This window comes from Prevotella sp. RM4, from assembly GCF_000701965.1.
Classification (GTDB): domain Bacteria; phylum Bacteroidota; class Bacteroidia; order Bacteroidales; family Bacteroidaceae; genus Prevotella; species Prevotella ruminicola.
The window spans coordinates 26984-42838 of record NZ_JNKG01000016.1 but is presented as its reverse complement, the minus strand read 5'-3'; the positions used below and the strand labels follow the sequence as shown (position 1 = coordinate 42838).

General features: G+C 42.2%; 11 protein-coding genes. 2 read left to right on the top strand and 9 right to left on the bottom strand.

The features are described from left to right. Positions 1–26: 26 nt before the first annotated feature. Positions 27–2606: an alpha-glucan family phosphorylase gene (gene glgP / locus T499_RS0112945; RefSeq protein WP_033151326.1), complete on the bottom strand. Its 2580-nt coding sequence runs from the start codon at positions 2604–2606 to the stop codon at positions 27–29. A 72-nt stretch (positions 2607–2678) separates the two neighbouring features. After that, positions 2679–4421 (bottom strand): glycogen/starch synthase, encoded by a 1743-nt coding sequence (locus T499_RS0112940; protein ID WP_033151325.1) that lies wholly within the window; start codon positions 4419–4421, stop codon positions 2679–2681. Positions 4422–4562: 141 nt separating this feature from the next. Here T499_RS0112940 and T499_RS0112935 point away from each other — a divergent pair, with 141 nt between their 5' ends. Next, positions 4563–4982, top strand: coding sequence for a hypothetical protein (locus tag T499_RS0112935; RefSeq protein WP_033151324.1), 420 nt, complete (start codon positions 4563–4565; stop codon positions 4980–4982). Positions 4983–5161: 179 nt separating this feature from the next. Here the strand turns inward: T499_RS0112935 and T499_RS0112930 are convergent, their stop codons facing one another. The 7 genes from T499_RS0112930 to T499_RS0112900 form a co-directional block, all read right to left on the bottom strand. Beyond that, entirely contained in the window at positions 5162–5716 is a 555-nt protein-coding gene (locus T499_RS0112930) for a very short patch repair endonuclease (RefSeq protein WP_033151323.1), read from the bottom strand. Between the two features lie 10 nt (positions 5717–5726). Then, entirely contained in the window at positions 5727–6389 is a 663-nt protein-coding gene (locus T499_RS0112925; protein WP_033151322.1) for a hypothetical protein, read from the bottom strand. Further along, complete coding sequence (locus tag T499_RS0112920) at positions 6389–8527, bottom strand: LlaJI family restriction endonuclease (RefSeq protein ID WP_033151321.1); 2139 nt, start codon at positions 8525–8527, stop codon at positions 6389–6391. The genes T499_RS0112925 and T499_RS0112920 overlap by 1 nt, the downstream gene beginning before the upstream one ends. A 3-nt stretch (positions 8528–8530) precedes the next feature. Continuing rightward, a complete protein-coding gene (locus T499_RS14350; protein ID WP_052173748.1) occupies positions 8531–10603 on the bottom strand; it encodes an AAA family ATPase in 2073 nt (690 codons plus the stop codon). A 1-nt stretch (position 10604) separates the two neighbouring features. Then, the gene (gene dcm / locus T499_RS0112910; RefSeq protein WP_232221107.1) at positions 10605–11732 is read right to left on the bottom strand and encodes a DNA (cytosine-5-)-methyltransferase; all 1128 of its coding nucleotides are present in this window, start codon (positions 11730–11732) and stop codon (positions 10605–10607) included. Position 11733: 1 nt separating this feature from the next. Next, a complete protein-coding gene (locus T499_RS0112905; protein WP_033151320.1) occupies positions 11734–13755 on the bottom strand; it encodes an AIPR family protein in 2022 nt (673 codons plus the stop codon). Positions 13756–14497: 742 nt separating this feature from the next. Then, positions 14498–14887, bottom strand: a complete 390-nt coding sequence (locus T499_RS0112900; RefSeq protein WP_033151319.1) for a (deoxy)nucleoside triphosphate pyrophosphohydrolase — start codon at positions 14885–14887, stop codon at positions 14498–14500. Between the two features lie 436 nt (positions 14888–15323). On the opposite strand from T499_RS0112900, the gene T499_RS0112895 reads away from it, so the two are divergent. After that, positions 15324–15845: a hypothetical protein gene (locus T499_RS0112895; protein WP_198021305.1), complete on the top strand. Its 522-nt coding sequence runs from the start codon at positions 15324–15326 to the stop codon at positions 15843–15845. Positions 15846–15855 lie beyond the last annotated feature (10 nt).

Genomic DNA, 15855 nt, shown 5'->3' with positions numbered 1-15855 from the left:
TCTCTTTTATGCTTGTACCAATGTAATTACACGGTGTGTGCAGGCAGCTCCAGCCACTTAATGTAGCAGAAGTCCTGACGGTGAGGCAGCTCCTTATGCTTAGGATACATACGGATGGCGCTCTTGAACTGTCCAGCCTGATGTGGAGCCAGTGTAGCCTCAAAGATATAGTTGTTACCCTCGTGGCCCACCATCTTCAGTGGCTCGATCGAGAAGATACGCTCCTCGCCCTCCTTATTAATATGTACGTTCACCTTCTCGAGTGCTACAGCATCCTCCAGTCCCTGCTCGTCAATCACGTAGCGGATGGTGTACTTCTGTGCAGTCTCGATACCGGCAGCAGGATAATCCCACTCGGCGCTAACCACGCGGATGGCATCCCAGCGCTCAGCTACGGTCTCCTTCCACTGTGCCAGTTCCTTGGCCAGCTTGTTGTTGTCCTTGCTCAGAGCCTTAAAGCGCTTAGCCTGCTTGTTGTAGAACTTCTCGTAGTAGTCGTCAAGCTGTCGCTTCATGGTGTAGTGAGGTGCAATCTGTGCAATCGAGTTCTTGATTACCTTCACCCAACCCTTCGACAGGCCAGTCTTCTTATCCTTATCGTAGTACAATGGGATAATCTCGTTCTCCAGCAGGTGGTAGATGGTAGCAGCATCCAGGTTGTCCTGGTAGCCCTGGTTCTGGTAGGTACGCTTCTCGGTAAGAGCCCAACCGGCACCCTCGCGATAGCCCTCAAGCCACCAACCGTCTTTTACTGAGAGGTTTACTACACCGTTCATCTCGGCCTTCTCGCCCGATGTACCCGATGCCTCCAGCGGACGTGTAGGAGTGTTCATCCAGATATCTACACCCGATACCAAGCGGCGGGCCAGCAGGAAGTCGTAGTCCTCCAGGAAGATGATCTTGCCCAGGAACTCATCACGCTGCGAAATCTCGTAGATGCGCTGGATCAAGCCCTGACCGGCACCATCAGCTGGGTGAGCCTTACCAGCAAACAGGAAGATTACTGGGTGCTCAGGATCGTTCACAATCTTGCTCAAGCGCTCCAGGTTGGTAAACAGCAGGTGTGCACGCTTGTAAGTAGCAAAGCGGCGGCAGAAACCGATTACCAGTGCGTTAGGATTCATACCCTCGAGCAGTGAAACCACACGCGAAGGATCGCCCTGGTTCTTCAGCCACTTCTCGCGGAACTGCTCCTTGATATAGTCAAACAGCTTGTTCTTCAGTGCCATACGTGTGGCCCAAACCTCCTCATCAGGACAGTTGTAGATACCATGCCAGATTTCCTCGTTGCTCTGATCACTCATGTGCTTAGCATCGAAGTACTTGGCATACACCTTACGCCACTCGGTAGCACACCATGTGGGGAAGTGAACACCGTTGGTAACATAACCTACGTGGTTCTCCTCGGGATAGTAGCCGGCCCAGATAGGTGCAAACATCTTCTGGCTTACCCAGCCGTGCAGCATTGATACACCGTTAACCTCCTGACAGGTGTTGCAGGCAAATGTACTCATGCAGAAACGCTCGCTGTGGTCGTTAGGATTGATACGACCCATGCCGATGAACTCGTCCCACGAGATACCCAGCTTCTGTGGGTAACCGCCCATGTACTTGCCAAACAGACCCTCGTCGAAGTAGTCGTGACCGGCAGGTACTGGTGTGTGAACGGTGTAGAGACCGCTGGCACGAACCAGCTCCAGAGCCTGGTTAAAGGTCAAACCCTCGTCGATATAGTCGCACAGGCGCTGCAGGTTACACAGAGCAGCGTGTCCCTCGTTACAGTGGTAGATATCCTTCTTAATGCCCAGCTTCTTCAGCAGCAGCATACCACCGATACCCAGCAGAATCTCCTGCTTCAAGCGGTTCTCCCAGTCGCCACCATACAGGCTGTGGGTGATAGGCTTGTCAAACTCCGAGTTCATCTCGTTATCAGTATCCAGCAGGTACAGCTTTACACGACCCACGTTTACACGCCAAACATAAGCGTGAACCTGGTAGTTGGTGTAAGGCACATCAATCACCATGGGGCTACCATCCTTGTCAAGCTGGCGCTCGATAGGCAGGTTGCTAAAGTTCTGTGCCTCGTAGTTGGCCACCTGCTGTCCCTCCATCGAGAGACTCTGTGTAAAGTAACCAAAACGGTACAGGAAACCAACGGCACACATATCCACGTTCGAGTCCGAAGCCTCCTTCACGTAGTCACCAGCCAGCATACCCAGACCACCCGAGTAGATCTTCAGGGCAGAGTGGATACCGTACTCCATACAGAAGTAAGCCACCGATGGGCGCTTCTTGTCGGGTTCAACGTCGATATACTTACGGAACAAGGTGTAAACGCTCTTAATGCGCTTCATCAGCGCCTTATCCTTTACAATTTGCTCTTTACGGGCAAAACTCAGTCGCTCAAGCAGCATAACTGGGTTGTGTTTTACCTCATGATAAAGCTCAGGGTCCAGGTCGCGGAACAAGTCGCGAGCCTCGTAGTTCCATACCCACCACATGTTGTGGGCAATCTCGTCCAAACACTTCAGTTCTTCAGGAAGACTCGACTTCACGGTCAAATCCTTCCACATTGGAGCATTTGCATAATCAGCTTTAATTTTCATAATCTCTCAAATTTTATTTGAATTCTTCTTTAATCTTTCTAACAATAATGTTTAATCATTAATGTTTAATGTTTAATGTACTCGCGCCTGCGCCTTGCGCAGCGCGATATCGTACGCTTCGTAGTAGTACTCGATAAAGTGAGTCCAGAGAGCCTTCTCCGAGAGGGCTTCAGCATTCTTGCGGCAAGTCTCAATCTGCTTTTTAGTCATGTTCGAGAACTCAGCCACCGTATCTTTGATATTATCGGCCACTTCGCTATAGTTGTAATCCGTGCGGTGAATCACCTTCACACCATCCTCCAGCTGTCCGTCGTGACCGAACACCGTGTTGGCCCACAGTCCGAATCCAGCCAGATCGGTAGTGATACAAGGCACCTTAAAGGCTATTGCCTCCAGTGGGGTATAACCCCAGGGCTCGTAGTACGATGGATAGATGCACAGGTCGTTGCCCAGCACCACATCGTAGTAGGTCATGTTCACGATACCATCATTACCGTCCAGATAGCAAGGCAGGAAAATCACCTTCACGTTCTCATCCTTACGGTTGTGCATATCGTAGTATTTCAGCATGCTCAGCACGTTGTCGTGACTCATGTTGTGCAGCCAGTGTGTCACCATCGGCACCTCCAGAGGAGTGTTAAATGATGGCTGTTCGCTGTTGGTGGCTTGCTTAATGTTTAATGTTTCATGTTTCGCTCGAACTTGTTCGCTTTGCTTGCAAAGAATGTTTAATGTAGCAAGTCTCTCTTGCAGGTCCTTACGAGGCTCTCCTACCCAACCGGGCACCTCGATAAATGCCACCACCTTCTTTTTCAAGTCGCGATCGCGCAGCAGTCGGTTCATAGCCTCAACAAACACGTCGATACCCTTATTGCGGAACTCGTATCGTCCCGAAGTCGAAATCAGCAGCGTGTCGTCGTCCAGTTCCTCGCCAAGCAGCGCATTTGCCACCTGCAGCATTTTTTTGCGTGCAGCCTTACGCTTGCGGGCAAAAGCCTGCGCTGTGGCGGGCACAAAACTATTATCAAAACCATTTGGCAGCACCACGTCCACCGGCTTATCCAGCAGCTCCACGCACTCCTTAGCCGTAATGTCGCTCACCGTGGTAAAGCAGTCGGCATAGTGTGCAGTCTGCTTCTCAATACTGTGTTTGCTCTGCATGTTCAGTTCGCCCGCCATCTGGTCGCCATTATAGGCAAACAGGTAGTCGTACAGCGGCTTCTGGTTGCCGGCAATCGATCTTCCAATGCTCGTAGCATGGGTCGTAAACACCGTACCAATCTGTGGCAGCTTGTTGTTCAGGTACAGCAGTCCCAGTCCGCACATCCACTCGTTAGCGTGGTAAATCACCTTCTGTTCGGGCTTCAGGCTGTGCTTGTAGAAGCTCTCTACAACGAGAGCTGCTGCATACGAGAACATCGAAGCCTCATCATAGTCGCCATAGGCATGCAACGAGTCCACCTGGTAGTGTTCCCACAACCAGCCATATATTTCGTTTTTCTTCTCAAAATACGGGTTAAAATCCACCAGAATAGCAATCGGTTCGCCGGGTACGGTCCATCTTCCCACCCTAACCTTCAGGCCCTGCTCTTTCGCAGCCCACTGCCACTCGGCCAGCAAGCTGTTGTCCTCCCTAAAGTAAGGACTCTCCTGCTCTTTCCAGAAATCAGGACCAATAAATATGATTTTATCTTTCAGAACCTGTTGCAAAGTTTTAGCACGTGTCGAAAGTACGGTATAGATACCGCCCACCTTGTTGCAAACCTCCCAACTCGACTCAAAAATATAATCAGGTGTAAATCGTTCCTTTGCCATGTTATACTAACTAATTTGGCGCAAAGATAATTAAAAAATTATTAAATCACCAATCTTTTTGTTATTTTTTTCAGCGTAAACGTTTAAAAGATGATATAGATTAGTATCTTTGCGGTCTAAAAAACGTATAAGTGTTGTAATATGAACAAGTTAATAGTTTCAGCCCTGCTGTGTTTGGCCAGTATTACGGCCAGTGCGCAGAACACCCAAGGCCCCTTTCGCGCGTACCTTATAAATAAGGAACTTGATATTGTGATGCGTATTAATTTTTACCAACAAGATGTTACCGTACCCGGGCAGGATTTGTTTGGCCAGGTGCCCGGCTATCTCAGTAAGCGTTTCAACTCGTTTGCCTGGGTCATCACCGATGCCGAGGTTAAGGGCCACAAGGCCACGCTGCAGATGATCAACGATTACGGCAGCGAGGATCTCACCGCCACCCTCACCGCCAAGGGCGATTCAGTATTCATCCTCAAGCAAGAGTCAGGTAGCGCCCTAAAGGTGCCCTTCAAAGGTAAATGGCAAAAACTGCCCAAAACCATCGAATTCCGCCGCCAGTAATTTTTTACTGGCGTTTTTTTGGTCGTTTTCCAAATTCTTATTACCTTTGCCACGTTGATTGTTAAATGAATGGTAATGAAATTCATTTTAATGATTATGTTCATTCTATTTTCGCAGTGATGCGAGAAAGAATTGGGTTTTATTAGTTATAATTATCACAGAGGAATCAGCAGCGATGCTCATTCCCCTTTTTTTATGTCTTCAGCCGCCGTTAGCAAATGGTTACTCTCCGCATCGATGGTTGGATAAGCCGCATTCTTCAAACTGTGGTCTTGAAGCCAAATGTGGTTCAGTGTAAAAGCCAATGAGTCAAGTGTTTCTTCCCGTTTCGATGGTTTCAACTCACATTCCCAAACCGTAATGCAGTGCCATCCCATCTTGGCCAGTTCGCGTTGCTTCTCCTTATCCCGTTCTTTATTTCTGCGAATCTTCGCCACCCAGAAATCCCTATTACTCTTCGGAATCTTACAGCACTCACTATTCACTATTAGTTCTTCACTATTCACTTGTGGCAGCGCCACATTGTGTCCATGCCAAAAACACCCGTTCACAAAAATACAAGTACGATATTTCCTCAGCACGATATCCGGCCTTCCAGGCAACCGTTTATGGTTTAACCGATAGCGGAATCCCCTACTCCACAACCCTTTTCGCACAATAATCTCCGGCTTCGTGTCTTTCCCACGAATCGCCGCCATATTCTTGTGCCGTTGTTCAGGTGAGAGTTTATCCATATAACATAAGTTATATTAAAGTTATTTCCAAACCTAATTTCATCATTAAATTGATGATGCTGAGCATTTTGTACTTTTCTTTCGTCGTACCAGGAACAGTAAGCCAATAATTCTTCCCCACCTGTACCTGACCATTAAATTTCTTTGAAAGAGTAATAATTGGTTTACCTTTATATTCCAGCTCCTTTCTTAGAATTTTTTCTGGTTCAATCTGCCAGATTGCATCAATAAGTGTATCAATAGGGTTCTCTCCAGCAGCATACTCTCCACTTGGGAATTTTACAAGCAGTTTATCATCTCGCTTTGCGCGCGTGTGCTCTGTTTTAGCTTTTGTTGTAATGAAATTATCACCAAGTTCAACCTCCATATTAATTCCAAGTTGCTGAGCAATTGACCGTAACTGTATATATCTACCAGATGTTCCACCAGTCATTACAACATACCAGCCATCACACAGTTCTTTCATTGTATCCTTAAACTTTGGATATATTTCTTTACTAAAGAACGGAACACCAGCTACCATCAGATTAATTTTTGAATAGTTCTCCGATCCAAGTTTTCTAAGTGTCTCTATAAATGTCTCAGAGGAGCGATTATAGCATATAACCTCGCCATCAGGCATTGTTACTCTCAATAAACGAGACTTTTCTCTTTGTCTTAAACTGTCCTCCATTATATTTCTCCTTTATACATCTTTAGGGTATAATCGTATGAAATCAACTCGCCAGGTTGCATCTTGATGCGATATACCTGAACCCATTCTTCGCCCAATGGAATATAGCGTCCTAAACGCAGTCTAATTGCTGGATTACCATCATAAGTCGTAAAAGTAAGCTTCTCTACTTCATAATATCCATCAATATTGCCATTAACCATTGGCAAGAAATAACGTACATCCATAATATTCACATTATTGGGAATACGTTCCATAATGTATGTGGTAGCATTATGCTCCATATACAATTTATTGTTGCTATCAACCTTTCTGACGAGACCTGTAAGAATATTTCTCTCTTCTGGTTTTTCCTTGATCTCAGCTGGCATTGCAGTTTTTGCACTTTCAATAACTACCTGAGGATTGTCGCCAAGCGAACATTCTACCACATAGAAATGCTTACGTAATTCTTCTAACAGGCGTTCATTATTAGTAACGTCAGCCTTATCAAGAGCCAACGAATAATAATCTGTGGTTCCGTAAGGTTTATAAATTTTTCCCAATACATCTTGGAAGTGAGTTTTTATGTATCGTTCGCCATCTTCATCCGGATGAGATTGCATAGCATAAAACTGATAGTTCTGCTGCAACATCTTTTGTATTTCTTCACGGAATATCTTACGCACTTTCCTTTTCCATCCCTCTTTTTTAGATCGGTTATTAAGTGCATAAAGAGATACTACAAAGAGAAAGTTCACATCATAATGGCAAACAAGCAGCGTGTCACGATCAAAGAGTCGGTTATTAAACTGATCTGAGGTAAAATATTTATTGCTTCTTTCTGTTATATGTATGGTGTCACGATAGCTCAAGTCCTCTTCCATCGTAGCACTGATAAAGAAATTGGGGATAATATTATAACCCTCAGTCATATCATCGCGCAACTTAGGAACTTCACGGAACTGACTCCAATCACTCTTCCAATCTTCATCATCCTCATCGCCCTTCATAAATAGGTTTAGGTTCCACTGAATTACATTTCGGGCATAAGTAAACTGTTTAGCAACTGATTCACGACCAATAGGATTGCCACGTTTATAGTATTTTGAATCGCCTATGTAATATATTGGCTTATCATCCTCGTGAGTGGTAAGTCCCTTATATGTATAGATATGGTCAACCATTTTACCATCCTCTTGTTTCTTTAGGCCAGCAGGAACTTCTCCCGTTTCGCCAACAAGTTCGTCAATGATTGCCTCAAATACTATATTAAAGTTCTTTACCAGCAAATAATCCTTCTGCCCCATATCAATGGTAACATTCTTAGCCCTATCAAAGAATGCATAACAAAGTTTCCATAACTGAAGAGCCTTATCAGAGAAGTATTTATACTTTATCTGATGTAAACGTATCTTCCCATATCCATTCAGATAATTCTGGAACTTGCGGCCTTTAATCAACTCATAATTGCAGTTGATGTTTACTGGGAAACCGTAGTGTTCATGAATATAATTAAGGATTGAGAAGAATATTACAAGTAACTCTTCGTCGAAGTTTATCTGTCGCTTCTTGTTTACAGGATTCACATAGATGGCGCTATTATCTTGTACAACAGCATTTGTGCGAGCAATAGTACGAGTCCAGTTTATTTTATTAAAACCTGCATGCATATTCTTAATGATAAACATAAAGAATTGCCGGTTATCCTCATTAAACTGAATCATGGATAATAGAATGTCAAGGAACGTATTATTACGTTGTTTACGTCCCTTGTTTACCTGAGCCATTTTTCTATGATAAACGATACTAGTGTCGTTGCGCTTGTCATTATAGAACACCACCACCGCACGATAAATCCACACAGAGAAATCATAGATAAAATTCTTTTGTTCCTCTGTTAGCGGTGAATCCTCATTTATGCAGATAATGTCCTCTGGACGGTATTGGCCGAATACCAGCTCACAACCGTCCTTAACCTCAAGTAGCACCTTAGGAAGAATAAATACACAATCGTAAACATCTGGATGTGGGTTGAAATAATAACCCACATAATTAACGCTCACTTCACCCTCAATGTTCTCCAATGCGTCAATACCATGAATTGTATCTTTCACATCTTGGGCTTGATATTTATATTCTTCTATCAGTATACGCATCGACTATTCAGCTGTTTGTTCATTGATTGTATCAGCCTCAACACTTACATCTTCAATAGGCTTTAATCCCAGATTACTTAAGAACACTTCCACTTTGTCCTCATTAACAACCGGCCTACCTAAATTATCTGTAAAATAGAATTTGCTAAATGTCAGTTCTTCATCACCATCATTAAATATGCTAGTCACATCCTGATCCTTAAACACGTCATTCCATAGGTAGAATACCACCTTCGAAACAAATGTCTCAGCATCTATCACACCATTGTGTGCCTTACAGAAGAAGTAGCCTAACTTCTTATCCTCAGACTTTGTCTGCTCATCGATTTCATTATTTATCTTCTCCAAGAAGTTCCACCAATCATATTCTTTACCTGCAACCTTCAACTTGAAACCAAGCCTCTCTCCTCTTTCGTTTACGCCTTCACAAATGGGCACGTATTTCCAATCCCAACGACGTTTGAATGCGGAGTCAATTGGGAACAGGCTCTGGTCACTTGTATTCATTGTTGCCCAAATATAGAGGTTATCTGGGAGCAATAATATTTCACCACTAATTACACCATTTATCACATCCTTGTCGTAGATGGCATTTATTCTCTCAGTATCAGCTATAGTCAAACCCTTAAAGGCCTTAGCCAATTGCTTTTTCATATCCTTATCTGCAGTAATAGGATAATCAGAGAATCCTGCGGAGTTTCTATCAAGAAGCTGGAATAAATCACCGAAAATCTGCGCACAATTACCTCGATTAATCTCTTCAATTATCAAGTATTGATCTGTAGGTTTCTCGACAGCCTCTACTGCTGCGTAAGCTTTCCAGGCTTTAATATATGCCTGTAAAAAAGCTTGTTCAACAAATTCGTACACGATTCTATTTTCAGTAACCTTTTTGCCGTCTTCAATGATCACCTTACCTGTTACATCTCTTACAGGAACTTCGATAGATGTGGGCTTATAAGCGCCAACAAAAGTAGAGTAATCGCTATCAGGATGGAAAGTGGTACGGATTACTTCTTTACCTTTGGTAAGACAACAAATCTCAAATGATTTACCTGTTCCAGGAGCACCATAGAAAATCTGCTGTAGTGGGGATGTTTTTAGAATCTTAGCAGAAGCTTTTATCTTTTTCTCTTGATACAAGACATACTCTCCTGTAACATCCTTCTCCATCCGTAGAACACCTTGATATGCTTTATTGAACATCGGGAAAAATTGACTCTCCATCATTTCTGGGGTCCACTCCAAATATAAAACATATTTTTTATCATCATATACCCACAAGACATTTACATCAACATCGTCCATCCGATTTGGTAACTGTTCAAAATCACGCCCCAATGGAAATCCATTGATTTTCAGTAGAACAGATGTCTTTGAATACATATTTAGGGATTCTAAGCAAGCCAAGTTAGCATCTTGTTCTATGGTGATAAACATAGCTTTTTTAAGGAATGTTGCAGCAGCCTTTTGACGCAACAATTCAACAGAAGACAGACATTCCTCGCCTTTTATTATTGCATCAACAAGATGTTTTTTATCAGATAGAAATGCACATAAATCTGCGACAAAAGATTGAGAAGCATTAACAAGACGAGCACTACTCAAAATTGGAGAGACATAGAAATCACCTCTATCGATAGTCTTTGCGCCATACCACCACGCATAATCAGTCACAAATCTTTTTAGATAGCTTTTTGACCGATCACTTAATTCCAATCTTGAAATATGAATCTCCTCTTCTGCTGTTAATTCCAAACCATTCAATTCTTTCAGCCTATCCTTAGAGAAAACTTTTAAAGCATATCTCTTGTACTTTTGCAGCTCATTAAAAAAATCAGTAAAGTATGAGGCAATATAAAACCATTGATTGGGCAGATAAATGTTGAGAACACCTGTCTGAGTTCCCTTTGTCTCTATCACAGCAGAATACTCATTATAAGTAATAGAGTTAGTGTTAATCTCCTTAACCTCATCCTTAAAAACCTGAGGAAGAATAAAATCTTTTCCCTCATACTGATTAAATCTGCCAGCAGCAAGGCTGTACATTTGTTGCAGGTTTCTTAGTTCATCCATATTACATTAACTGTTTAATGATTTCTTCTGATAGTCTTTTAATAACCGGTATAGCTACACTATTACCGAATTGATGGTACGCCTCTTTTTGGGAAACCACAATCCTATATTCAAGATTATCTATATTATAGTTTGAGTTATTTGCACATTCCGGATTCTGCCATCCATTTCCGATTATTCTATACCCCTGTAAACGACCTGCTTCTACAGGAGTCAGTTTTCGAGGATTCATACCTTTATAAGACTGATCTATCAATATCTCGCTGCCGTCTTTATAATAGCGAGCAGAAATAGTACTGGTATATATACTATCACCATTAAACAACGAATATCCGAATCCCTTTCCGTTCTGTCTATTTCTTTCCTTTCGCCTTTGATGTCCTTCCCATAAACGATCAGAAATTGTATATTTGGGGTCTATTGTTTCTTCTGGTTCAAATATATCAGAAACTTTTGTTGGCACTGTTCCCTCTTTAAGTTTATCTTTATCATAAATAGTGTCGCCATTGGGGGCTATACCGAGTGGAAATTTAAACTCATCAACCTTTACAAGTTCTTTGTACCATGCTATAATAAAGAGACGCTCACGGTTTTGAGGAACTCCAAAATATTTAGCATTAAGGACACAATATGAATAACCATATCCTAATTCATCAAGAGTAGCAAGAATCACTTTAAGCGTATTACCATTATTATGATTTTTTAGCCCTCTAACATTTTCTAAGAAAAGTACTCTTGGCGGTACACCCGCAGCGATCTTTTCTTTTACGATATTTGCGATATTAAAAAACAAAGTACCACGAGTATCATTAAAGCCTTTCCTTAAACCTGCTACAGAAAACGGTTGACATGGGAAACCACCACAACATACATCAAAATCAGGTATTTCTGATGGGACAGCTTCTGTTATATCTCCATTAAAATACAAATAGTTTCCATTTTCGTCTTTTTTGAATAAATCTGGGTCTATGCTTTTATAGTTCTCTTCATAAGATATTCGAGCATTTTTGTCCCATTCACTGGCGAAAACACACTTACCACCAACACTGTGCATTGCAGTATGAAAACCTCCAATGCCAGCAAACAAATCAATAAACTTAAATTTTACCTTCTTAATTTTTTTATCCATTTTAACCTTCAAAACCTTGTTCTTTAGCCTTCTCGACAATCTTCAATGCAAATAAGGCCTGTTTCAATGATGTGATGCCGCGATTACGCGACTTCATTGTACCAAAATTAAATGCAGCTTTGCGCTCTATTGGAGTAAGCTGATTGTTTCTTTTTGCCCAATTAGCCAACTCAAACCAATAATTTGGCTCAATTGCCTCAGCTTCCTTAATACGATTCTGCTGGGTTTCGTTCAAATAAGAGCCATCATCGTTTGTATCAGGCTGCATTAGCTCGTCATCAAACTTCTCTATCTCGCCAAGTTTCAACTTAAGCTTATTCCAACAATCCGACTTCTTTGTCCATTCACCAACATTCGACGATTGATTTCCACCAGAAGCACCTCCTGTAATATGTTCCCATACCAAAGGAATTAAAGAATCAACCTTATTAAGTACCTCTTCCTGAACCTTTTGATTATCCCATATATAGGTCAGGTCAAGATTTCCACCAGAAAGGAAAGAGATTGAGGACATCAGGTATGCATTCATATTAGCTTTGTATCCTCCTAAATTCTGCGCTTTTACTAATGCATCAATAGCGTTAAACAGGATACCCTTAGCAATTATCTTCTTAAAGTATGCTGCAGAAATAGTTGGCTTTTCTCGCTTAATCTCTGCTACAAACGATTTGTAGTTCTTTTCTGCGCCCCAACAAACATCATAAGGTCTTTGCTTCCATGCCGCCTCATATTTTGCAATATCCGTCTTGGTGATCTTTTGTTTTTTAGGATACTCTATCTTAAACGTCTTTTCATTAACACCACTAAGTTGTGCTAACTGGTCGAGATACTGGCCACGAGTACGCTCAAAATACCACTTGCAGAATGGCTTGTTATTACCATTTGGTACCCACTCTGAGCGACTGAATCGCTCAAGATCAACCAAATAAGGATCGTTTGCAGAGAAATCAGAGTTTTTAATTGCAGTCTGACTATTAGCCGAAATAGAAATGGATCTTATCAACTCATCGTCATGCTCAGCATCACGAATCACGCTAATCTTCATGGGCACGAACACCTTATTCAGATCTACCTCCTTATCTGTAAGAGAAGCTGCTATCGAAGCAGTAGTCTGACCTCCGTTAACAATCTGCCAATCATACAGTCTAGTAATATAGAGCATACCATCAATCTCTTTTGTCTCTATCTCGCTAGCGGTGGTAGAAATACCATTGTTATACGAGAAGAACATATCTGGATTTTCACGAAGAGTTTTACGTATCTCTTTATTGACTTTACCCTTAAACTGCAGGAATGTACGAACGTTCTTTTCAAGCAAAACCTGCTGATATTGCTTATATATCTTTGCCAAAGTAATACCTGGAATAATGGCAAGGTAAGCATCAACAAACAAATTCTGCTCGCTCATCTTTAAACATTGCAGCTCTGTATTATATGTGGTTGGGAAATCAATCTCAACCTTTTCCTTGCCAGCACGAATATTATGCTGCTGGTAAACACGCTGCATGTCCCAAACATTATACTCGATAACATAGTCACCATCTTCACTTTCTACTGCAGCAGGTACTGCCGAAGGATCAGTAAGGCCATCGGTAATCACATATATACGTAACTGATTAATCTGTCCTTTTGTGCTCTGTACCAATTTGGCCACTTCAACTATTTCATCACTTGATGTAACATCCTCGTTTTTGAAAAGCTGACCATTCATAGCCTCTCGGTAAAACGACATCAAGTAATTAAAACCTTTCTGGACATCACCATTATTCACTTTACCCAACAGCGTGTTGGCCTTCATCAAATAAAACAAGTCAAGCGACTCTGCTTCATCATTATAGTCGTATGCAGTAATACGGCTACGAGTTTTCTGGAAAGAACAAATTTCAGGTGCATTCACCTCACCATTGTCTTCCATATACTCCAAGATACTTGTTGCAAGTTCCTGGTCGTAATCACTGCCAGTCATCTCCACTGACATGTTTACGTTATCGATTAGCTCTTGCGCAAATTCTTTAATATCCATAGATACTCGTTGTATTTTAGTTTCCAGAAACGAAAATGCCCTCCTTTTCGTTTGAAAAGAAGGGCGTGGAGATGAACGATTGAATGAAGCAAGGTTTAGGACTACCCACATCAGACAACAATCCTACAGTCCACGCCCTATTTTGAGAGCGCGAACATCCGTTGCCTTGTCTGACTGATGTGTTTGCCGAGGTCCTAATTCTGCTTCTTCAGCCTAATCAAGGATGTTCAAGACTCGAAAGCCTATATTACATTTCTAATATTATTCCTCATATTGTTGGTCGACTTTATGAAATTATTACTCTTGTTTCTTAGTTATCCGCCGAACATAAAAAAGCATACCCGATTCCCTCGTGTTCCAAAGTTCGGGTAGTCGACCAAGAAGACCCTGAAGAGAGAACAATTGGGAAGGGTATGCCATAACGGCACACCTTACTCCCAAGGTTTCTCATCAATGTTTGGTCGACATTTTGAACTTTAAACCTTAGTCATAAGATATGTATCTTATAATCAGCAAAATATGCACCGCGCCGTATCAGCCCTGTTCACTCCAGAACCGCTGCGTGCTGTTTTTACACAGGCACAGACGGAACGATTGCACTGCAAAAGTACAACAATTTTCGCATCCTGCAAAACAAAACAACGATTATTTTTGGTGGTTTGCAAAAATCCGTGTACTTTTGCTGCCAAATTAGTTTTTCATAATTTATATAATCATAGTGAGAGGAATCAGCAGCGACTGCTCATTCCCCTTTTTTGATGTCCTCAACTACCACCAAATCGGCTGGTAACCAATCTACGCTATCAAGCTGATCTTTAGTGAGCCAACGTGCAGCCTCGTGCTCTTTAAGAGTTAGAACTCCACTCTCAATGCTACACCAGAAACAATGCATTGTTAAATGAAACTTAGGATAATCCCACTCTACGGTTTTAACCAACCGCTCCACTGTGATATTTGTTTCCAGTTCTTCCCAAATTTCACGCTTCAACGATTCTTCGGGCGTTTCGCCAGGTTCCATTTTGCCCCCAGGAAACTCCCATCCATCTTTCATATCGCCGTATCCTCGCTGTGTGGCAAAAATGCGACCAGCCTCATCGTGTATTATCGCTGCAACTACTTCAATCTGTTTCATAATCGGCTACAAAAGTAGCATTTATTTCACTAAAAACTAAATATTTACCAAAAATATTTGGAACGTATCAGAATTATTCTTATCTTTGCAGCGTCAAAAGTTTACTTTTGGCTACGCCGCTGAGTGCGGGGAGCAAGACTTTATCGACACTACTCCATTTAAAAAGTCATCCTTATGGATGGCTTTTTATTTTTCGTACTTCTTTCGAATATCCAAGTGCAAAGATACAACATTTCGAGCAAATAAACAAACAAATTATGATAATTATTTTGCATAGATCTAAACAATCCAAATTCGATCTAAACTGATCAAAATTGTTTGGTCAGCTTAGGGCGATCTTCTACCTTTGCGGCAAAAAAGAACTATGAGTAATCCAGCTTTTATGTCCGTTAGCATCGTGGGCGATAGGCGACAAATGAGGTCGCTGTATCAAAAGATGTATAGATTACAGAATCGAAAAAAGCCATTAGTAGAGAATGGCTTTTATTACCCCAGACGTTGGCTGGGCAATCTGGTGGTTAGATTGGGCGCCGATTGGCGCGACGTGGATTGTAGAGGCACTTGGGATAATTTGCTACTGAACGACAAAGGGCTACACTTTTTCACCGAATCAGCTTGGCATCCACCTTTCGATGTACTGCGGCTTATTAAGAAGGTGTATCCTGGGCTGGAGATATACTTTTCGGCTGAAGGGGATGACTGGGATAGCTACCTAACCAACGATGCAGAAGGGCGTTTCTACCCCACCCGATATGCGTTTGATTTGCCCAGCGACATTGAGTATTGTGATACAATAGAAGAAGTAGCCGAGAAGTTATCAGACTTTATCGGCCATCCAATCGAACCAACTAAAGAAGCTGTTTTTGCTGCGGCTGAAGAATGGGATGAGAACGAAGAGCGTATTGATGACTCTATCAACCTAAAAGAATTCGAAGTTGTAAGCCTTGATGAAGTGTAATCAGCCCCGT

Coding starts and splice junctions, on each gene's coding strand:
- glgP (WP_033151326.1), bottom strand. CDS start 2,606: ATGAAAATTAAAGCTGATTATGCAAATGCTCCAATGTGGAAGGATTTG.
- T499_RS0112940 (WP_033151325.1), bottom strand. CDS start 4,421: ATGGCAAAGGAACGATTTACACCTGATTATATTTTTGAGTCGAGTTGG.
- T499_RS0112935 (WP_033151324.1), top strand. CDS start 4,563: ATGAACAAGTTAATAGTTTCAGCCCTGCTGTGTTTGGCCAGTATTACG.
- T499_RS0112930 (WP_033151323.1), bottom strand. CDS start 5,716: ATGGATAAACTCTCACCTGAACAACGGCACAAGAATATGGCGGCGATT.
- T499_RS0112925 (WP_033151322.1), bottom strand. CDS start 6,389: ATGGAGGACAGTTTAAGACAAAGAGAAAAGTCTCGTTTATTGAGAGTA.
- T499_RS0112920 (WP_033151321.1), bottom strand. CDS start 8,527: ATGCGTATACTGATAGAAGAATATAAATATCAAGCCCAAGATGTGAAA.
- T499_RS14350 (WP_052173748.1), bottom strand. CDS start 10,603: ATGGATGAACTAAGAAACCTGCAACAAATGTACAGCCTTGCTGCTGGC.
- dcm (WP_232221107.1), bottom strand. CDS start 11,732: ATGGATAAAAAAATTAAGAAGGTAAAATTTAAGTTTATTGATTTGTTT.
- T499_RS0112905 (WP_033151320.1), bottom strand. CDS start 13,755: ATGGATATTAAAGAATTTGCGCAAGAGCTAATCGATAACGTAAACATG.
- T499_RS0112900 (WP_033151319.1), bottom strand. CDS start 14,887: ATGAAACAGATTGAAGTAGTTGCAGCGATAATACACGATGAGGCTGGT.
- T499_RS0112895 (WP_198021305.1), top strand. CDS start 15,324: ATGTATAGATTACAGAATCGAAAAAAGCCATTAGTAGAGAATGGCTTT.